General features: G+C 46.7%; 21 protein-coding genes. 8 read left to right on the top strand and 13 right to left on the bottom strand.

The window, feature by feature from the left end:
* The 3 genes from H595_RS0112250 to ppiC form a co-directional block, all read left to right on the top strand.
* On the top strand, positions 1-312 hold a 312-nt coding region (locus H595_RS0112250), incomplete at its 5' end, for an IS5/IS1182 family transposase (RefSeq protein WP_027671478.1).
* Positions 313-447: 135 nt separating this feature from the next.
* On the top strand, positions 448-987 hold the full coding sequence (locus H595_RS0112255) for a hypothetical protein (protein WP_027671479.1): 540 nt from the start codon (positions 448-450) through the stop codon (positions 985-987).
* A 119-nt stretch (positions 988-1106) separates the two neighbouring features.
* Positions 1107-1385: a peptidylprolyl isomerase PpiC gene (ppiC, locus tag H595_RS0112260; protein WP_027671480.1), complete on the top strand. Its 279-nt coding sequence runs from the start codon at positions 1107-1109 to the stop codon at positions 1383-1385.
* A 22-nt stretch (positions 1386-1407) separates the two neighbouring features.
* Here the strand turns inward: ppiC and H595_RS0112265 are convergent, their stop codons facing one another.
* The 3 genes from H595_RS0112265 to H595_RS0112275 all read right to left on the bottom strand — a co-directional run bounded on the left by H595_RS0112265 (position 1408) and on the right by H595_RS0112275 (position 3874).
* Complete coding sequence (locus H595_RS0112265) at positions 1408-2121, bottom strand: RES family NAD+ phosphorylase (protein WP_051219870.1); 714 nt, start codon at positions 2119-2121, stop codon at positions 1408-1410.
* The gene (locus tag H595_RS0112270) at positions 2115-2513 is read right to left on the bottom strand and encodes an antitoxin Xre-like helix-turn-helix domain-containing protein (protein ID WP_027671482.1); all 399 of its coding nucleotides are present in this window, start codon (positions 2511-2513) and stop codon (positions 2115-2117) included. Before H595_RS0112270 ends, H595_RS0112265 begins: the two co-directional genes overlap by 7 nt.
* A gap of 110 nt (positions 2514-2623) precedes the next feature.
* Positions 2624-3874, bottom strand: a complete 1251-nt coding sequence (locus H595_RS0112275) for a DEAD/DEAH box helicase (RefSeq protein WP_027671483.1) — start codon at positions 3872-3874, stop codon at positions 2624-2626.
* Here H595_RS0112275 and H595_RS24710 point away from each other — a divergent pair.
* From H595_RS24710 to H595_RS0112290, 3 genes are read left to right on the top strand one after another with little or no spacing between them, the layout of a single operon-like run.
* A complete protein-coding gene (locus H595_RS24710; protein WP_276202262.1) occupies positions 3868-3990 on the top strand; it encodes a hypothetical protein in 123 nt (40 codons plus the stop codon). The genes H595_RS0112275 and H595_RS24710 overlap by 7 nt on opposite strands.
* Complete coding sequence (locus H595_RS22260) at positions 3987-4256, top strand: GIY-YIG nuclease family protein (protein WP_240474884.1); 270 nt, start codon at positions 3987-3989, stop codon at positions 4254-4256. Before H595_RS24710 ends, H595_RS22260 begins: the two co-directional genes overlap by 4 nt.
* The gene (locus tag H595_RS0112290; RefSeq protein WP_027671484.1) at positions 4256-5158 is read left to right on the top strand and encodes an AEC family transporter; all 903 of its coding nucleotides are present in this window, start codon (positions 4256-4258) and stop codon (positions 5156-5158) included. The genes H595_RS22260 and H595_RS0112290 overlap by 1 nt, the downstream gene beginning before the upstream one ends.
* Here the strand turns inward: H595_RS0112290 and H595_RS23860 are convergent.
* Both H595_RS23860 and H595_RS0112300 read right to left on the bottom strand, forming a co-directional pair.
* On the bottom strand, positions 5155-5331 hold the full coding sequence (locus H595_RS23860; RefSeq protein ID WP_084153587.1) for a type II toxin-antitoxin system antitoxin: 177 nt from the start codon (positions 5329-5331) through the stop codon (positions 5155-5157). The two genes, H595_RS0112290 and H595_RS23860, sit on opposite strands and share 4 nt — an antisense overlap.
* A gap of 11 nt (positions 5332-5342) precedes the next feature.
* A complete protein-coding gene (locus H595_RS0112300; protein ID WP_027671485.1) occupies positions 5343-6197 on the bottom strand; it encodes an SPFH domain-containing protein in 855 nt (284 codons plus the stop codon).
* 137 nt (positions 6198-6334) lie between these two features.
* Between H595_RS0112300 and H595_RS0112305 the strand changes: the two genes are divergently transcribed.
* A complete protein-coding gene (locus H595_RS0112305) occupies positions 6335-7624 on the top strand; it encodes a mechanosensitive ion channel family protein (RefSeq protein ID WP_027671486.1) in 1290 nt (429 codons plus the stop codon).
* A 122-nt stretch (positions 7625-7746) separates the two neighbouring features.
* Here H595_RS0112305 and acnA read toward each other — a convergent pair whose 3' ends face one another.
* Both acnA and tyrS read right to left on the bottom strand, forming a co-directional pair.
* On the bottom strand, positions 7747-10464 hold the full coding sequence (gene acnA, locus H595_RS0112310; protein WP_027671487.1) for an aconitate hydratase AcnA: 2718 nt from the start codon (positions 10462-10464) through the stop codon (positions 7747-7749).
* A gap of 125 nt (positions 10465-10589) precedes the next feature.
* On the bottom strand, positions 10590-11792 hold the full coding sequence (gene tyrS / locus H595_RS0112315; RefSeq protein ID WP_027671488.1) for a tyrosine--tRNA ligase: 1203 nt from the start codon (positions 11790-11792) through the stop codon (positions 10590-10592).
* A 148-nt stretch (positions 11793-11940) separates the two neighbouring features.
* Here tyrS and H595_RS0112320 point away from each other — a divergent pair, with 148 nt between their 5' ends.
* Positions 11941-13290 (top strand): peptidoglycan DD-metalloendopeptidase family protein, encoded by a 1350-nt coding sequence (locus H595_RS0112320; protein WP_027671489.1) that lies wholly within the window; start codon positions 11941-11943, stop codon positions 13288-13290.
* A gap of 150 nt (positions 13291-13440) precedes the next feature.
* Here H595_RS0112320 and H595_RS0112325 read toward each other — a convergent pair whose 3' ends face one another.
* The 6 genes from H595_RS0112325 to H595_RS0112350 form a co-directional block, all read right to left on the bottom strand.
* Positions 13441-14571, bottom strand: a complete 1131-nt coding sequence (locus H595_RS0112325) for a sodium ion-translocating decarboxylase subunit beta (RefSeq protein WP_027671490.1) — start codon at positions 14569-14571, stop codon at positions 13441-13443.
* 19 nt (positions 14572-14590) lie between these two features.
* Positions 14591-16375, bottom strand: a complete 1785-nt coding sequence (gene oadA, locus H595_RS0112330; protein WP_027671491.1) for a sodium-extruding oxaloacetate decarboxylase subunit alpha — start codon at positions 16373-16375, stop codon at positions 14591-14593.
* A gap of 12 nt (positions 16376-16387) precedes the next feature.
* On the bottom strand, positions 16388-16627 hold the full coding sequence (locus H595_RS0112335; RefSeq protein ID WP_027671492.1) for an OadG family protein: 240 nt from the start codon (positions 16625-16627) through the stop codon (positions 16388-16390).
* Positions 16628-16896: 269 nt separating this feature from the next.
* Entirely contained in the window at positions 16897-17442 is a 546-nt protein-coding gene (locus tag H595_RS0112340; RefSeq protein WP_027671493.1) for a PqiC family protein, read from the bottom strand.
* Entirely contained in the window at positions 17439-19106 is a 1668-nt protein-coding gene (pqiB, locus tag H595_RS0112345) for an intermembrane transport protein PqiB (RefSeq protein ID WP_027671494.1), read from the bottom strand. The genes H595_RS0112340 and pqiB overlap by 4 nt, the downstream gene beginning before the upstream one ends.
* Positions 19084-20391, bottom strand: a complete 1308-nt coding sequence (locus H595_RS0112350) for a PqiA/YebS family transporter subunit (protein ID WP_240474885.1) — start codon at positions 20389-20391, stop codon at positions 19084-19086. The genes pqiB and H595_RS0112350 overlap by 23 nt, the downstream gene beginning before the upstream one ends.
* Positions 20392-20418: the final 27 nt, after the last annotated feature.

Below are 20418 nucleotides of genomic sequence, written 5' to 3' on the forward strand. Positions count from 1 at the left end.
ATAGAGTTACTTGAACAACTGCCTGATGCCGAGCATGTTATCGCAGACCGGGGCTATGACAGTGAGAAAGTACGGGAGCAGATCCGAGCGAAAAATGGCGTCCCAACGATACCGCGTAAACGTAATTCAAAAATTGGAAATGGCGATATTGATTGGTGTCTGTACAAATATCGCCATTTAGTAGAGAACGTGTTTGCCAGGCTAAAACATTACCGTTCAGTAGCAACCCGGTATGATAAATTGGCCCGGAATTATGCAAGTACACTTGCCTTGGCTTGCTGTCTATTATGGCTGCCAATGTGGGTTGGCTGAATTATAAACAGCAAAGATCAACAGGCCCTAATAAAACACTGTGTTTGTGAAATAGTTTTTTACAAATGGAGACAATGGTGTAACAGGTTACTTGTTACACTTAACGCTACTAATATTGATTATGGATAACGATATATGAAAAAGCTGCTCCTCATTGCAATAACCACTTTACTGGCCACCAGTCCTTTAGCCGTTTTAGCTGACGATGCACCAAATGCAGGTAAAGTAAGCAGCGTAAACAGATTGAAGTACTTTTCTGATTACGACACGATGATGAACAATGTGAAATTGGAAGCTTATGATAAAGCTTTTCCTGAGCTATTACGCTATGGCGATAAACAGGCACAATTTCTAACTGGCGTGTTATTCATTTCAGGTGGCGGAGTAGAGGCTAATACCGAATTAGGGCTAGTGTGGATGAGACTTGCGCTGGAACAAGAAACAACGGATTGGAAAAACCGCTATCGTGATATCACTAAAAACCTGACCAAACAACAATTGGCATCACTTGATCCCCTGTTTGAAGAATACAAAAGTAAATACGGTGCTGAGCAACAATTTATGCGCTGTGAATATGAACGCGTTAAATTTTCCAATATTGTTAAGCACATTTGTAAGAAAAGCATCTTTCAAGATGACTATTATAAAATAGTTGAATACGACACTGAGGGCTAAAAAAATACCGGGTTTCAGGCACAGCCTGAGACCCGGTAAATGTATTTAACGTAGTTGGCTTTACTGGGCCAGAATAACGAAAACTGCTACCATAGCGGTTTTTATAAAGGAGCGTTCTGATGGCCAAAGCCTGCGCCTTACACATACTGGTAAAAACCCGTGAAGAAGCTGACAGACTTAAACAACAGCTGGCAAAAGGGGCTGATTTTGGCAAATTAGCCAAGCAACACTCACAATGCCCGTCAGGAAAAAAAGGCGGCGATTTGGGCGAGTTTCGTCAAGGACAGATGGTAAAAGCCTTTGATGACGTCGTGTTTAAAGGCCCACTGCTAGAAGTACAAGGCCCGGTAAAAACCCAGTTTGGTTTCCATCTGATCAAAACACTATATCGCAGCTAACTCAATGTGGGTTAAACACTAATTAAACACAGCTAACGATCTTGTTAATAGCGTTGATACGGCCGCTCTGCCAGATCATCTCATAGTGAGCACTTTGCACCATCTGTGTAACATATTGCGGGCTGAATAAGCCCCAGCATAGCGCAGCATTGTTACGCACCGAATAGTACTGTACCCCAGCGCCATGCTGCTCACGCAAGCTTATTCCCAAAGCACGGGCAGCACTATAGTCTTTTGAATGATAAACACCATGTTGTAACGGTAGGTAGGTTAAATCTGTCAGGCTAACCTCACTGAACTCACAGCTTAATGCCTTAAACACAAAGCGCTCATAAGCCAGCCCAGGTACCCTGCTCCAATACTGCCCCTGATGATATGCCACCTCGCTAATAGCCGTTTGTACACTGTCAGCCAAATACAGCACACCAAAACGACCGTCAGAAAAGCGGCTGCCCGCAGGATTGACATGGGTAAAGGGAGCTACGGCATAGGAGCAACCGGTAATACCAAACGGAATGTTACTGCGCGGCAACAAACTCAAATTACCCGCTTGTGCCTGTAACCTGGGGTTGGTTAATGCCTGCAATTCATACAGCACGTCAAATTCATCGGCATTGGCAACATCGTCAAACACGGATACCGGCGGATATTTGGAATTTATCAAACGATAGCTGCGCTGTTTATGCAGTTTAACCTGTGGCAAATCGTCCGACGCTACAGTTGCCTTTATTACCACATGCCACCACGCAGCGCGTCGATATGTTTGAAAGTTTCATATAGCGCGGCAAATTGCCCGCTGCTGATAATATCCAGTGGGCTACTACCGTTAAAATACGGGTTATGGTTTGGCAGTCCCATAAAGCCATACAGATTTTGCGGGTTATCAAACAGCATTCTTAAGCTGCTGTGGATATTTAACAGATAGCTTATCCGCTCTATCTGATCTTGCGTTAAGCTAGCGCAGTGTGGATCGTTACGATACTTGTAGTATGCCGCTTTAGAGATTTGCAAAATGCGCTGAATTTGCTCGGGCGAACATTGCCATTTATCCAGAATGGTAAATACCGTTTTAAGCCCTGTTGCGGCAGCTTGCCGCTGGCTTTGCCTGTCGAGCTGTACTGCCTGCATAACGACCTCGTACCTGATCAAATTATTATCAATATAGACTGAAAATATAAAATCGTCCATATGAAGAATTTAATATGTCTAAAAAAGCAGACTCTGTAGTCTGCTTCGCGTTATGCTTTACCCAAAGCCTTAGCACGTAATTTGGCTTTAACATGGCCCTTTTTTTGTGGCTTTTTCTGCCCGTCACTATGCCTTGCTTGCGCTTGCTCAGGGGTAACGTGATTAGGATCATGCTCGTAGCCCGGCAGCACTTTAGCAACAATTACTTGCTTAATAAGCCGCTCTATCTCCTGTAGCGCTTTAGTTTCTTCTGGCGTAATCAGGGTTAGCGCAACGCCACTGTTGCCTGCACGTCCGGTACGGCCAATACGGTGCACATAATCCTCAGCGACTTGTGGTAAATCATAATTCACCACATAAGGTAGTTCGTTGATGTCCAAACCGCGGGCAGCAATATCGGTTGCCACCAAAATACGTACACTGCCGGCTTTAAAGTCGGCCAGCGCTTTGGTGCGGGCGCCCTGGCTTTTATCACCATGAATAGCCGCACTTTTTAAGCCATCTTTTGCCAACTGTTTTGCCAGACGATCGGCACCATGCTTAGTGCGCACAAATACCAGCACCTGTGGCCAGTTGTTTCTACCAATAACATGCGAAAGCAATTCACGCTTACGATGCCGGTCAACTAAATAGGCTTGCTGCTCTACCCGCTCAGCGGTAGCATTGGTCGCCGCAACTTCAATCAGCTGCGGGCTGTTTAACAGTTCATCAGCCAACTGCTTAATGTCATTGGAGTAGGTGGCAGAAAACAGCAGCGTTTGCCGTTTTGGCGGCAATTTGGCCATAATGCGTTTAATATCTACAATAAAGCCCATATCTAGCATGCGGTCGGCTTCATCAAGCACTAAAACGTCTAACGCAGAGAGATCCACCGTTTTCTGATGCAGGTGGTCAATCAACCGGCCCGGCGTTGCAACCAGAATATCCAGCCCCAGCTCTGCATCATCATATTGTGGCCTTATCGATACACCGCCATAAAACACAGCTGAACGCGTAGTTAGGTACTGGCTATACTTGCGCACATTGTCATACACTTGCTGCGCCAGCTCGCGGGTTGGCGTTAATACCAGTACCCGAACCTGATGAGGCGCTACGACCTTAGGCGCATTGAGCATTTGCTGCAGCAGCGGTAAAGTAAAGGCCGCTGTCTTACCCGTGCCAGTTTGTGCGCCGGCAAGTACATCTTTACCCGCTAAAATCACCGGGATACTTTGCAATTGCACCGGTGTAGGTACATCGTAACCTTGCTCAGACAGAACACGTAAAAGGGGCGCAGCCAGTGCGAGAGATTGAAATGACATTAAAATTCCTGTTTTGCCAACGCTTAACCGCAGCTGCTGACAGTGTGTTACTAACTGCCAGACGCTTTAAAGCGCACAGTATAACAGAAGCACACACGGCTGAGTTAGCCTGGTGAGCAGCTGGTATTTGTATATGGTGCAAACGGCCAGTGGCATGTTATACACCGGCATCAGCACCGATCCTAAAAGGCGTTTGCGCCAGCATAGCGGCGAGATAACCGGCGGTGCTAAAGCGTTGCGCGGTAAAGGTCCGCTAACACTGGTATATCAACAAAGCCTGGCTGATAAAAGTGCCGCAGCTAAAGCGGAATATCAACTAAAACAACTTTCTCGCAGTGCCAAATTGGCGCTGATCACCCAATACAACCAAAGTGAGGCTTAATGGATAACTTTATACTGGTGCTGGCTTATTTGTGTATTGGTGTGCTATTGCGCCGCCTGCCAGCGATGCCAGAAAACAGCGGTATAGCACTTAATATGTATGTGCTTTATGTCGCGTTGCCAGCGTTAATTTTAAAAAATGTGCCTCAATTACAATTCTCTGCTGAGCTACTTATTCCGGCTATTACGCCATGGTTTTTGCTGCTAGCGGTGGTCGCTACCGTTCTATTGCTAAGTAAGCTATTGCAATGGTCACGTGAGGTAACCGGCGCGCTGTTAATTGTTCTACCACTGGGTAATACCTCTTTTTTAGGTTTCCCGATGACTGAAGCCCTGTTTGGCGCCACGGCTATGCCTTATGCTGTGGTGTATGATCAGGTGGGCTCTTTTATCGCACTAGCCACCTATGTCACTATTATTGCTGCACTTTACAGCCCTACCGCCGCTAAACCAACTGCCAAAGGCATTACACTAAAAATTATTACCTTTCCGTCTTTTATTGCCCTAGCGCTTGGCTTATTGCTGCGTGGAAACGATTATCCGCCTCTGGCCACACAACTGATTGATAACTTAGCCGCAACCTTAGTACCGGTAGTTATGATAGCCGCGGGTTTTGCATTAACGGTGAAATTTAGTAAAGCCGAAATATTGCCGCTGGTAAGTGCGCTTGGCATTAAGCTGGTGCTGATGCCAGCACTGGCAGCATTGTTATGGCTAGGCTTGGGTTATAGCGGCACAGCGGTAAATATCAGTATATTTCAGGCCGCAATGCCACCGATGATCTCAGCGGGTGCGATTGCGATAATGGCTGGGCTGGCACCCCGTTTGGTAAGTGGAATAATTGGTTTAGGTATACTCACCGGTCTGCTAACTCTGCCGCTGGTATCCTGGCTGCTACATTAATCTTGCTCCACCTCATCACTGGAGGCCGGTTTTAACCGGCCCGCCTTTTTCAGTGCCTCATGCAACAGATATTCTATTTGACCATTTACGCTGCGAAATTCATCATCTGCCCAGCGCTGCAAAGCGCTGAGCATTTTTTCGTCCAGGCGTAAGGCAAAAGCTTTTTTCGCCACAACAACTCCCGTTAATACAAGGTGCCAGCATTTAGCACTGGCTGGACATGATGATCACCACATAACACAACCAGTAAATTACTTACCATGGCGGCTTTTCGCTCATCATCCAACTCAACCACATTGCGCTCAGACAAACGCTGCAACGCGGTTTCCACCATGCCAACGGCGCCTTCAACAATTTGCTGACGCGCAGCAACAATGGCAGCCGCTTGCTGGCGTTGTAACATCGCGCTGGCAATTTCCGGCGCATAAGCTAAATGACTAATACGCGCTTCTAACACCTCTACCCCGGCTTTATTCAACCGCGCCTGAATTTCTTTTTTGAGTAACTCTGTAACTTCATCAGTACTGCTGCGCAGGCTTATTGCTTCATCATTACCCGCGTCATAAGCATAACTGGATGCCAAATGGCGAATGGCAGACTCGCTCTGAATATTGACAAAGTTCTCATAGTTATCGACTTCAAACACCGCCTCGGCGCTATCTACCACTTTCCATACCACGACAGCCGCAATTTCTACCGGATTGCCAGCATTGTCATTAACCTTCATTTTACTGCTTTCAAAGTTACGAACCCGCAGCGACACCTTTTGCTTGCTATACAGTGGGTTAGACCAGCGCAAACCGTTATTTAAATCAGTCCCCACATAACGGCCGAACAGCTGCAACACGGCCGATTGATTCGGATGCACCATATAAAAACCAAACCAGCAGATAAACACCACTACCGCAGCGAGTAATGCCACCACTTTCAATATCGCAGGCAAAACCACCACACCTGCTAAGGCGGCAAGCTGCGCCAGCAATAAAATGCCTAGCATGCCAAATCCACCTTTGCTGTTAATCATGCGTTCCTTTAGCATCGTCAAATCCTCTCGATATGATATTATTTTGATATCACTTTAGCATGCTTTTTTAAAAGTGCAATAATTTCTCTACTGTGGCAGTGGTGGCTTTTCTGCTAAGGTATTCGTTATCAATAACATACCTTGAGTAGCTTATGTCTGAGCAAATGACAGCCTGGTGGCAAACGTTAGTAACACAAATACAGCAAGCAACCTTCTGGTATCAGTTGCTGGCTATTGCACTGTGTTTAATGTTGGCACTATTGGTAAACCGTTTGCTAGGCCAACGACTTAGTGACAGCGGTGGGCAAGGACTACGTCATGTTGCACTGCGCAGTTCTCATCGCATTTTGTTGCCCTTTAGCATGGCGGCATTGCTGGGAATAGGCAGCGCTGTTTTACAGGCATTTGCTTTGCCAAAACAACTGGTTGCTGCCTTTATCCCCATTGCGCTGGCGCTTGGTATTATTCGGCTGTTAGTTTATATGCTACGCAAAGCCTTTTTATCCAGCCCATTGGTTAAGACTGCTGAACCGGTTATTGCTGTCATTATTTGGTTGCTCGTTGTGCTTCACTTGGCTGACTTATTAACTCCCATGCTAGAAATAATGGATGCTCTGGCATTTAATCTCGGTGATAGCCGCTTGTCTTTGCTCGGTGCTATAAAACTAACGCTGGTTGTGATCCTGGCGTTTACTATCGCGTTGTGGCTGGCAGAACTATTAAACCAGCAGCTTAAACGGGCGAAACATGTCAGCCCCAGCATGCAGGTAGGCTTTAGTAAATTTAGTAAATTTTTGCTTATCACCATCGCGTTTTTAATTGCGCTAAATGCTGTAGGCATTAACTTAAGTTCACTTGCTGTATTTGGCGGTGCACTGGGCGTGGGGCTGGGCTTTGGTTTACAGCGTATTGCGTCTAACTTTATTAGCGGTTTTATATTGGTGCTCGATCGCAGTGTTAAGCCGGGTGACGTTATCTCTGTGGGCGAAAATTTTGGCTGGGTGCATGAGCTTAAAGCACGCTATGTCGTGGTTCGTAACCGTGAAGGCGTAGACACGCTGATTCCAAATGAGAACCTGATTACATCAGAAGTGATTAACTGGAGCTATGAAGATCGTAATGTACGGGTAAAAATTCTGGTGCAGGTAAGTTACGAAGATGACCCCGAACAGGCAATGGCATTGATGCTGCAATGCGCAAACAAATCATCAAGGGTATTGACTACGCCAGAACCCACCGTCATGCTAAAAAACTTTGCCGACAGTGGCATAGAGCTGGAACTGCGTGTATGGATTGCTGATCCGGAATACGGCGCAGACACCGTGAAGTCGGATATCAATGTTGCAATATGGCGTGCGTTTAAACAGGCTAATATTACTATCCCTTACCCACAACGTGATTTACATATTAAATCGGGCTTGTCATTACCCCCAGCGCCCTAAACGAGCTTTGTGAGAGAGTGTTCTGCGAGAGGATGCTTTGTTAGGCTGTACTCTGTAAGAGAGCCGGCAACAAAAGAGTATGCTGCGAGTGCCGGCGATAAAAGGCACTCGCAGTCTTCTGACTATGCCTCTCCTATCATTCGCCGCAGCACATAGTGCAAAATACCGCCATGCTGGTAATACGCCAATTCATTGCCCGTATCAATACGGCAGTTCACGTCAATCTCCTGTTTTGTCTCGTCAGCATAGGTAATAACTAACTTTAGCTTTTGCCGTGGCGTCAAGCTGTTCAGTCCGCGTAGCGTAAAACTCTCTTCACCAGTTAGCTTTAGCGTTTTACGGTCGGTACCCGTTGGGAACTGCAGCGGCAATACACCCATGCCAATTAAATTTGACCGGTGAATGCGCTCGAACGACTCAGCCAGTACCGCACGAACCCCCAGCATTAGCGTACCCTTTGCCGCCCAATCTCTTGAAGAACCTGTGCCATATTCTTTACCTGCCACCACGATTAATGGTAACTCTTGTTGCTGATAACGCATTGCAGCATCAAAAATAGGCATCGTCTCACCTGACGGATAATGCCGTGTTACACCGCCTTCGCTACTGGGTACCATTTCATTACGAATACGCACATTAGCAAAAGTGCCCCGTACCATCACTTCATGGTTACCGCGCCGTGAACCATAAGAATTAAAGTCGGCTTGCTCCACCCCATGCTGCTGCAAATACTCACCAGCCGGGCTGTCTTGTTTAATTGAACCCGCTGGGGAAATGTGGTCTGTGGTCACGGAATCCCCCAATAGGGCCAGCATCCGGGCATTAACCATATCGCGCACAGGCTTGGGTTTACGGGTTAAACCACGGAAAAAATCAGGCTGGCGAATGTAGGTTGAATCTGGCCAGGCGTACGTTTTCGCCTGAGACACCTCGATAGCCTGCCAACTGGCATCACCGTCAAATACCTGAGCATACTCTTGGTTAAACATACTGCTTTGCACCTTGGCCACTTCGGCTGCAACACTGCTGTTATCGGGCCAGATGTCTTTTAAATACACGTCGTTGCCGTTTTTATCCTGCCCTAGCGGTTCTGTCGTTAAGTCAGTATTTACCGTGCCCGCAAGCGCATATGCCACTACCAAAGGCGGTGAAGCTAACCAGTTCGATTTCACCAAGGGGTGAATACGGCCTTCAAAGTTACGATTGCCCGACAACACTGCTGACACATTAAGATCAGCACGGCCTATGGCTTTTTCTATTGGTTTAGCCAACGGACCGGAATTACCAATACAGGTAGTACAACCATAACCTACCAGATAAAAGCCCAGTTGCTCCAAAGGTTGCATCAGATTTGCTTGCTCAAGATAGCGGGTAACCACTTTAGAGCCTGGCGCCAATGAACTTTTTACCCATGGCTGACGTTTTAAGCCTTTGGCTAGGGCATTTTTTGCCAGTAAACCTGCCGCCATTAACACACTGGGGTTAGACGTATTGGTACAAGAAGTAATGGCAGCAATCACCACGGCGTGATCATCCAGCTGAATTTTTTCGCCATTAAAGTCAAAACTACGATCTGTCGGTTTTGCTTCAGTTTGGCCACCGCCCTCATTTACCAGTTGAGCCTCTGGGGCTTTAGCCGCTTTTACTTCAAGCGCCTTAGCATCACTACAATGTTGTTTTAATTCGCTTAAGGTTACTTTGTCTTGCGGCCGTTTCGGCCCAGCGAGCGATGGCACAACCGTGCTAAGATCTAAATGCAAGGTATCGGTAAATATTGGTGTTACACCTGGTTGACGCCATAAACCTTGCGCCTGACAGTAGGCTTTAACCCTCGCAATGATGCTGTCATCACGACCGGTAAGCTTTAAATAATCCAGTGTTATCTGATCAACCGGGAAAAAGCCACAGGTAGCACCGTACTCCGGCGCCATATTGGCAATGGTGGCGCGGTCGGCCAGAGCCAGCTTATCTAACCCATCACCAAAAAACTCAACAAACTTGCCCACAACTCCCTGTTTACGAAGCATTTGTGTCACGGTCAGCACTAAGTCGGTTGCCGTGATCCCTGCTTGCAAGGCGCCAGTAAACTCAAAACCTACCACCTCAGGAATAATCATTGATACCGGCTGGCCTAACATGGCCGCTTCAGCTTCTATACCACCCACGCCCCAGCCCAGAATACCCAGCGCATTAATCATCGTAGTGTGAGAGTCGGTACCGACTAATGTATCCGGATAAGCTAACAGGGCATCATCCTGCTGCTCACTCCAAACCGTCTGGCCCAAATACTCCAGGTTTACCTGATGGCAGATCCCGGTACCAGGCGGCACCACTTTAAAATTAGCAAAGGCTTTCGCTCCCCAGCGTAAAAAGGCGTAGCGCTCATGGTTACGTTGCATTTCTATGTCAACGTTTTCAGTAAATGCCTGCTCAGTGGCGTAATGGTCAACCATGACTGAATGGTCAATCACTAAATCAACCGGTGACAAGGGGTTAACTTTATCCGGGTCTTCGCCTAATGCAGCTACCGCAGCGCGCATCGCTGCTAAATCTACCACTGCTGGCACACCGGTAAAATCTTGCATCAAGACACGGGCGGGACGAAACGCGATTTCACGTTCAGAACTACCGCTTTTCTGCCAATCTACCAGTGCCTGAATATCCGCCTCAGTCACCGCATCTGAATCCAGGTTGCGTAGTAAATTTTCCAGCAGCACTTTAAGGGAAAAAGGTAACCTATTAATGTCACCAAACGTTGTTTCGGCCTTAGCCAAACTGAAAATACGATATTGCTGCTGACCCACCAACAGCTTGTCGGCAAAAGGGTTAGGCTTAGTCATACTTACCTCGCATTAATTACTGTCTGTTAAGTGTAGTTCATCAACACAGCAGTACGAGGGTTAAACGATGAGCAGGGAACCAGAAGGGATGCGCAGTAAGTTACAACTTACTGCGCTAATATTTATTAAACTAAAGCAATTTTAGCAAACTTACGCTTACCAACCTGATAAATGGCTATCGATCCTTTGCTAATCTCTAGCTTAGTGTCTTCAATCTTAGTTTCGCCATTAAGCTTTACCGCACCTTGTTTAATCATACGTATGGCTTCTGAAGTACTATCCACCAAACCAGCTTCTTTTAGCATGTTTGCAATGGGCATGGTTGCGCCATCACAACTTACGCTTACCTCTGGAATATCGTCCGGTAACGCGTTCTTACTAAAACGTTGGGTAAAATCCTGATGTGCCGCTTCAGCCGCAGCATCGTCATGAAAACGGGCAATAATTTCTTTTGCCAGGGTAATCTTTACATCACGGGGATTAGAGCCTGCAGCGACTTGGGCTTTTAAAGCATTAATATCCTCTATTGGCTTAAAGCTCAGTAAATCATAGTAGCGCCACATTAATTCATCAGATATCGACATAATTTTGCCAAACATGTCGTTGGGTGCGTCGGTAATGCCAACATAGTTACCCAGCGACTTCGACATTTTTTGCACGCCGTCTAAGCCTTCCAGCAATGGCACCATCATCACCGTTTGTGGACGTTGGCCTTCATCCTTTTGTAGCTCCCGTCCCATCAGCAGGTTAAAGCGCTGGTCGGTGCCGCCCATTTCAACATCGGCTGCAAGCGCAACAGAGTCCCAACCCTGTACCAACGGATATAAAAACTCATGAATGGCAATAGACTGATTATTCGCATAACGCTTTTTGAAGTCATCACGCTCTAGCATACGCGCCACCGTTTGTCGGGCGGCTAATTTAATCATGCCAGCTGCACCCAGTTCGTTCATCCACTCAGAATTGAACGCCACCCGGGTTTTGGCAGGGTCAAGGATCTTAAATACCTGCTCCTTGTAGGTTTCCGCATTGGCCAGCACTTCTTCCCGGGTTAGGGGTTTGCGGGTAACGTTCTTTCCGGTAGGGTCACCTATAAGACCAGTGAAATCACCAATCAGAAAAATAACCTCATGTCCCAACTGCTGAAAAGTACGCAACTTATTAATCAGCACAGTGTGGCCCAAATGCAAATCAGGTGCTGTAGGGTCAAAGCCAGCCTTTATTTTTAGTGGCTTGCCTTCTTTAAGTTTGGCAATAAGCTCTTCTTCCAGCAGAATTTCTTCGCAACCACGTTTTAATTCTGCTAAATCCTGCTCCCAACCTGCCATTTTAGTCTCCTGATTTTTAACCCAATTGCGCAAACAAACCGCATTCTATAGTATGTTCAGCCTGCTGGAAACGCACAAAAGTCTGGTGTCGGGCAAAAAAACGGTATATGCTCGGTTTTTGTGCGTTTCCTGAGCCCAGACTAGCATTATGCGTCAATTCGTAACTAAGATTCCGCCAAAACACCGCGCCTTAATCGCTGCAACTTCGGTGTTTTTATCCATTGTTTTATTATTACCGTCTGAACCGGTGTCTGCATCTAAAGGTAGCAAAAACGATAGCCTTGAAATTGGCAAGCGTTACAGCTTGGACATGCCTGAAACTATTGATGACATCACACCAGAGCATGCTCTTGCCGAGCTGGCAGCACTGCCAGAAGAGGATTTATCACTCAATTGGTCTGTGTTGCAAGTGCAAAAGGGCGATGCTTTATCTGCTTTATTTAAAAAAGCCAATGTTAGTCAGCAGGTTATGCTTGATGTGCTGGCATTGGGAAGTAGCGTAAAAACATTAACCCGCATTTTCCCTGGCGAGCAGCTGGAATTTGGCCTGAACAGCGATGGCGAATTACAAGAGCTGCGTTATGCGTTAAACCATTTAACCACATTACGCGTTAGCCGCGACCCCAATGGCCAGTTTGTTGCCGAAGAGCTAAAGAAAGATGTTGAACTTCGTAGCCAGTTTGCCAATGCTGAAATTCGCAGCAACTTTTGGAGTGCGGGTATAGAAGCCGGCCTCAGTGAATCACAAATTATGAGTCTGGCCGGCATTTTTGGTTGGGATATCGACTTTGGCCTGGATATTCGTGCTGGCGATAATTTCAGTGTGCTGTATGAAACCCAATACGTAGACGGTGAATTTATCAGTAACGGCAATATTATTGCTGCGCAATTTTCTAACCAAGGCCATTTGTATCAAGCGGTTCGCCATACCGATGGCAACTATTATAAACCGGATGGTGCCAGTATGCGCCAAGCCTTCTTACGTGCGCCGGTTAGCTTTCAGTACGTTAGCTCAAACTTTAACCCTCGTCGTCTACACCCTGTGCTAAAGACTGTTCGACCTCATAACGGCGTCGATTATGTAGCACCGGTTGGCACGCCAATTATGGCGGCAGGTGAAGGCCGGGTTATTGCATCTGCATATAATAATTTAAATGGCCATTACGTGTTTATTCAGCATGCCAATAACATCGTGACAAAGTACCTGCATTTATCAAAACGGCTGGTCAGTAAAGGCGAGAAAGTGCGCCAGGGAGAAGCTATTGGTCGTCTGGGTTCAACCGGTCGCGTAACTGGCGCTCATTTGCACTACGAATTTTTAGTGTCTGGTGTTCACCGTAACCCCAGAACAGTAAAACTGCCTCAGGCAACGCCGTTACAAGGTAAAGATAAAGAACTGTTTACAGCACAAGCCCAGCAAATACTGGTCCAGTTACAAACTAATGAACGGGTTTTATTAGCTAAAACCATGCCTGATAACGCGACTGCTGCACCCTAAGCTACAAGCATTAAAGCACCATAAATTGAGTGCGATAAAAAAGCCCGCTGGAAACTGCGGGCTTTTTTATTTGTTTAGATATAACGTGGTAAAACGAGCTTAACTACCCGCTACGAGCTTAACTACCCGCTACGAGCTTAACTAACCGCTTTACCCTACTAATGCCAGTAATATACCAGCAGCCACCGCGGAGCCAATAACCCCAGCGACATTAGGGCCCATGGCATGCATTAACAAAAAGTTATGCGGGTTGGCTTCCAGCCCTACTTTATTCACCACGCGAGCTGCCATTGGCACTGCAGATACGCCTGCGGCGCCAATAAGTGGATTAATAGGTTGCTTAGAGAAGCGGCCCATTAACTTTGCCATCATCACCCCAGATGCAGTACCAATGGCAAAAGCGACGGCCCCCAACACCAAAATACCCAAGGTTTGCAGCGTTAAAAATTTATCCGCGCTCAACCTGGACCCCACCGCCAAACCAAGAAAGATGGTCACGATGTTAATCAGTTCATTTTGCGCCGTTTTACTTAACCGGTCTACCACGCCAGACTCACGCATCAAGTTGCCTAAGCAAAACATGCCTATCAACGGTGCCGCACTGGGTAATAACAAAATGGTCAGTAACAACACCGCCAGTGGGAAGATGATTTTTTCTTTTTTGCTGACGACACGTAACTGCACCATCTGTATATTACGCTCAGCCTTGCTGGTTAACGCCCGCATTATAGGGGGTTGAATAATAGGCACTAATGCCATATAGGAATAAGCAGCAACAGCAATGGCACCGAGTAAATCAGGCGCCAGTTTTGACGCCAGAAATATTGCCGTAGGGCCATCAGCCCCGCCGATTATTGCAATAGCCGACGCTTCTTTCATGGTAAAGCTCAATCCGGGTACGGCATTAAGCGCAATAGCACCCAATAACGTGGCGAAAATACCAAACTGGGCTGCAGCGCCAAGTAATAACATCCTGGGGTTTGCGATAAGCGCGCCAAAGTCTGTCAGTGCACCCACGCCCATAAAAATCAGTAACGGAAACACACCGGTGCTGATACCCGCGTTATAAATCATATAAAGCAACCCACCGGGGTCACCCATACCGGCCAACGGAATATTGGTCAAAACGGCACCAAACCCAATGGGCAATAACAGCAAAGGTTCAAAACCCCGGGCAATAGCCAGATAGAGGAGTAAGAAACCAACCAGCATCATAACAACCTGGCCAGCGCTAAAATTGACTAAGCCGGTTGAGGCGATTAATGTCGTTACAGCATCCATGGATGTTCCTTAATTCTGTCTAGTCAAAGCTTATCATCACATCACCGGTGCTAACGGCATCACCGGCTGCCACGTGAATATTGACGACAGTACCATCAGCAACTGCCCGCACTTCGGTTTCCATTTTCATGGCTTCCATAATAATGACCACATCACCACGTTTAACTTCTGCGCCTACCTTGGTCACAATCTTCCAAATATTGCCGGCCAGAGGCGCGTTCAGTGTCGCGCTGCCCGTTACCGATGCACTACCGGGAATATTTTCAGACACAACAGGTTTAACAGAACTTAGCTCGCCCGTGGGGGCAACTTCAACCTCATACACCTTGCCATCAACCCGCACGCTATAGCTTGCCGGGCCGGTTGCTACGGGCTTGTTTTTGGCTGGAGTCGACGGCTGAACGTTATCGAGCTCAACGCCTGGCGCGGGTTCAAATGCGGCAGGGTTATCTCTATTTTTAAGAAACTTCAAGCCAACCTGTGGAAACAACGCATAGGTCAGCACGTCATCAATTAACGTATCGGCCAGGCGTATATGTTCGCTTTTTGCCAGGCTGCCCAGCTCTTGCTGCAACTTTTCCAGTTCAGGTTCAAGCAAATCGGCTGGCCGGCAGGTAATGGCTTCGGCACCGGCAAGCACACGTTTCTGTAATTCTGCATTCATTGGTGCTGGCGTCGCACCATACTCGCCTTTTAACACGCCCGCCGTTTCTTTGGTAATACTCTTGTAACGCTCACCGGTTAACACATTAAGCACGGCTTGGGTGCCAACAATTTGTGAGGTGGGTGTCACCAAGGGTAAAAAGCCTAAGTCTTCACGTACATGGGGAATTTCTTTTAATACCGCATCAAGCTTATCCAGAGCGCCCTGCTCTTTAAGCTGACTTTCCATGTTAGTTAACATACCACCTGGAACCTGAGCCAATAAGATACGGGCATCCACGCCTTTTAATGAGCCTTCAAATTGCGCGTATTTTTTCCGTACATCACGAAAGTACGCCGCAATATCGGCTAACAACTCCAGGTTTAACCCGGTGTCATGCTCGGTATCTTCGGTAATTGCTACCATTGTCTCCGTTGCAGTATGGCCATAAGTCATACTCATTGATGAAATAGCGGTATCCAGCATATCAATGCCAGCATCTATGGCTTTTTGATACGTTGCGGTGCTTAAGCCTGTGGTCGCATGGCATTGCATGGCTAATGGAATTTTAGTGGCTTCTTTGATACGGGTAACTAACTCTTCGCACTCATAAGGTTTAAGCAAACCCGCCATATCTTTAATGCAGATAGAATGACAGCCCATATCCTCCAGCTGGCGCGCCATATCCACCCACATATCGATGGTATGCACCGGACTGACAGTATAAGAAATCGTCCCCTGAGCATGGGCGCCCACTTTAATTGCACTTTGTACTGCGGTTTGCAAATTACGGATATCGTTCATTGCATCAAAAATACGAAATACATCAACACCGTTTTTATGTGCCCGCTCTACGAAGGCTTCGACAACATCGTCAGCATAATGACGGTAGCCCAATAAATTCTGACCTCGCAACAACATCTGCTGCTTGGTGTTAGGCATCGCTTTTTTTAGCTCTCGAATACGATGCCAGGGATCTTCACCCAGATAACGAATACAGGCATCAAAGGTTGCGCCCCCCCAAGACTCCATTGACCAGTAGCCCACTTTATCCAGCTTAGCTGCAATTGGCAGCATGTCTTCCAGTCGTAACCGGGTCGCCAGTAATGACTGATGTGCGTCACGCAGTACCAGTTCAGTAAGTAATAATGGTTTGCTCATGCCTGAGTCCTCTTATTGTTGTTTGCGATACTGATGTATTGCACTTGAAATAGCGGCAATGACCGCTGGGCTGGGGCCATTGCTACCCGCATCAATTCTTACGGCTTTATCAGCAATTTTCACCGGGAAATATCGCTGCATTATTTTGCTGATAAGTTGCACCACAAACACCAGCAACAACAGAAAAGAAAATACCGCCACCATGCCAATAAACATCAGATTTGCAGCTTCTAATAGTAGTTGTGCGACCATAGGCGTTATCTCCCTTCGTTAACAATACCGTGCAGTCATCGCTGCACTAAGTTCAGAATAGTTGAACACGGTCAACTCGGTATAGTTATATAAGACCGACTGAGCATTATGCTTAGTTAATAACATCAGGCTAAATAATATTCAGTGATAGCTGCTATTTATACTAACAATTTGCCTAACGCCATTACACTACACGTAAAGACGCTCAAATGTCTAGCCATCCAATATAGAAAAAGACGCTTTGTTTCTTCTGGTTATAAATGCGGAATTTAGATTGCAGCATTTAACTGCTGAGAAATTTGTTGGCTAAGCAACTGCAATCCCTGACCTAAAGCAACAACTAACGCTGGGTAACCATCATCTTCTAGTGGTACACGCAGAGAAAACGTCTCAGAACCCAGGTGAGTACTCAGCGTAAAACGTCCGCTAATTATCGCATAACCATCTGCCTGACCATGAAACTGATCTATTTGCACAGCAAGCCGCATGGTTGTCGGTTGTGCCTGTAAAACGGTGACGAATTCGGGTAACAAAGACTGTAATCTGTCACGTAACTGGCGCTGCAATTGCTGGTCCAGTGCCTCTGCCCACAAATGTTGCCGCGCCACAACAAGCTCAACGTCAGATACCTGCAATACCAAACCACGACCATTAAGATAACTGGCTACCTGCACCGGCTCAATATAAAGCGGCTGCGTGGCCGTATTTTGACTAGCAACTAACGCCGGCATAACGGGTAGCTGATAGTACGTTATAGCTTGCTGGCTACTACAGCCGACGAACAGCAATGCACACCCCAGCAGTACTCGTCTCATTGTTTTGCCCTCTTTGGTTGCGGATCTGTGGCCGCTTCGGCTTCAAACACCAAGGCGTTACTTTGTTGATTCAATGTTTGCAATAATGGCTGCACTTCTCTAAGCACTTGATCCAGAGTTTGCAGATTGCCATTTAACCGGTCATACGCCGCTGATCCCGGGCTTAATCCCGCTAACATAAGCTGTAAATCCTGCAAGCTTTGCTGCAACTGAGCCGGTAATTGTTGCATCTTAGGGTTGGCCACCAATGCGTCTAACTGCGCCACCATACTACTGGCATTTTGCATAAGAATTTGGGTACTTTGCATGGTTTGCTCGCTTTGCACTAAAAGCTGCTCTACCGGTAAATTATTAATTTTGTCCAGCGCCATCAGCACTTTTTGCTCAATGTTGCTAAGGCCTGAACGGGTGGTCGGCAACATAGGATAACCGGCACTTTGGCTTAGCGAGAATTGCTGCGCCTGTAACGCTAACAGTTCAACATCCTGCTCAGGCTCCTGATTAATATCTAAATCAATATACAAAGCGCCCGTTAACAAATTGCCGGTTTTCAACGTCGCATGCATACCCCGCCCTACCGCTTTCTCCAGCTCTTGACGCAATTGTGCTAAGGTGAGGTTTTCATATAACCTTCCAGCCTCAATCCGAATAAGGACAGGTATTCCCTGCTGTAAAGAAACCTCAAATGGCTTATCAATAGAAAAAAAGAACGGCACACTAGTAACAGTGCCAACACGAACGCCACGATACTCTACCGGCGCACCGGCTTTTAAGCCTCTAACTGACTCGTCAAAAAACACTAAATATTCAACAAACTCACTGTATAAACCGTCTTGAATACTCTGTTTGTTAGGAAATAACTGAAACTCAGTACCATCGGCTACCACACTACCTGCTGGCCAGCCTTGCATCAGGTCAAAACTGACACCTCCTGTGAGTAAAGTAGCCGCAGAACCTACATCTACTTGCAAACCTTCTGCGGTAAGATCAACCGAAAAACCACTACTTAGCCAAAAGCGCACGTTTTCAGACACCAACACATCGAAAGGCTCGCGTATATAGAGTTGATACTGAGTGCGGCGCAATGACAGATCAAATTCACTGTATTCGACCGTCCCCACTTCATAGCCACGGTACAGTACCGGGTCACCTGCTGCCAAACCGCCAGACTCTTTAGTACTTAATACAACTCTAATGCCAGGTGCATCAGCGGGGGCTACCGGCGGTGTGTCTAATAACTGATGTTGTAGTTGCAGTTGTGTTGAGTCACCAGGTTGCAATTCAATATACACACCGGACAACAAGGTATTTAACCCGGTAATACCGCCTCGACCCACTTGTGGCTTCACTACCCAAAATTGAGAATCAGCATTAAGCAACGCCGTAATCGCAGGTTTCATGCGGGCTTTAACAATAACCTGCTTTAAATCCCTGCTAAGCTCCACCGATACCACCTGGCCGATATCAACACTGCGACTTTTAATCTGGGTTTTACCAGCAATAATGCCCTCTGCATCAGCAGTTAAAAGCGTAAGCAAAGCCCCTTGTTGTTGTTGATGGTTGTATAGCATCCATAAACCAATCAGCACTGCTGCTATGGGTACCACCCAGATGGGTGACAATTGTCTGATGCGACTTATTTTAGCCATTTTTGGTTGCGTCAAAACGGACTCCCTTCTGCTCTGTTAACGGGTCCCATAATAATCTGGGGTCAAAACTCAATGCGGCTAGCATGGTTAAAATAACCACGGATGCAAAGACTAATGCACCAACTCCGGGATAAACACTCATTAGTAAATCAAACCTAACCAACGCGGCCATAATGGCAACAACCAGCACATCTACCATAGACCATCGCCCAACCCAATCTACTAAACGGTAAATCTGGGTGGAATATCGCTGGCGCTGCGAAAAAGGCAGGCGGGTTAAATAACATAACCAAAACATAATCACTATTTTTACAACGGGCACTACAACGCTGGCAATTAAAATGATAATAGCTACGGGATAAGCACCATCCTGCCACATTAATATCAAGCCACTAACAATGGTTGAGTCAGTTGTTTCGCCAAAGGAGACAGTACGCATTATGGGTAATAAATTTGCAGGGATATACAGTAAGGTGGCCGCAATAAGCAAAGCCAACGTATTTTGCATACTGGCACGTTGACGCAGCCTGACTTTAGTATGACAACGACTACAGTGAGTTTGTGTTACCGGCACCATAGCGGTACACACCTTACACAGCTTTAGGTTTTGTGCCAGGCCTGTTTTACCAACATTAGCGGCAACCTGAGGCACAGGAGACGGTGCGATTTTTGACCACAATTCTCGACGGTCTATAACTTGAAATGCCCTTAAATGCAGCAGACAAAACAAACAAAACGCCCAGAAACTGTTACCGAGCGATATCTCTGAATCGGCGACTAATTTTACAAAACTAATAATTAATCCCATCAAAAAAATATCTACCATGCTCCATGGCTTTAGCATATAGAGCACTCTGGCTACCCAGGTTCGCGCTGGTAACGAATACAACATACCAAGCTTGAGGTAAATAATGGCAAACATGCACGCCGCAGGAACCGCCTGAATTAATAACCAGATCAGAATAGCCAACGATTGATGATGCTCAGCAAACAACACTGACGAGGTATCGAAGAAATGCATTTCATTACTGTTGCCCGCAGCGAACATACTGACAAAAGGAAATAGATTAGCCAGCAGCAACATAAATAACGCTGAAGCCGCAAATAACATTGGCCGCATTACCGATTCAGGATGACAGGCATCCAGATGGTGTCCGCATCTGGCACAATCAGCTTCTTCTCCGGGTTTAAGCGCTGGCAGATGCTGTACCAAATCACAATGAGGACACATTGCAAGCTCAGTAGCGGTATCGCAAGACACCGCTACTGATTGATGATCAAAAGTCTGGAGTGTTGTCACGTGTCAGGCTTACCCGTCTTAAGACAG

This window comes from Rheinheimera baltica DSM 14885 (genome assembly GCF_000425345.1).
Taxonomy (GTDB): domain Bacteria; phylum Pseudomonadota; class Gammaproteobacteria; order Enterobacterales; family Alteromonadaceae; genus Alishewanella; species Alishewanella baltica.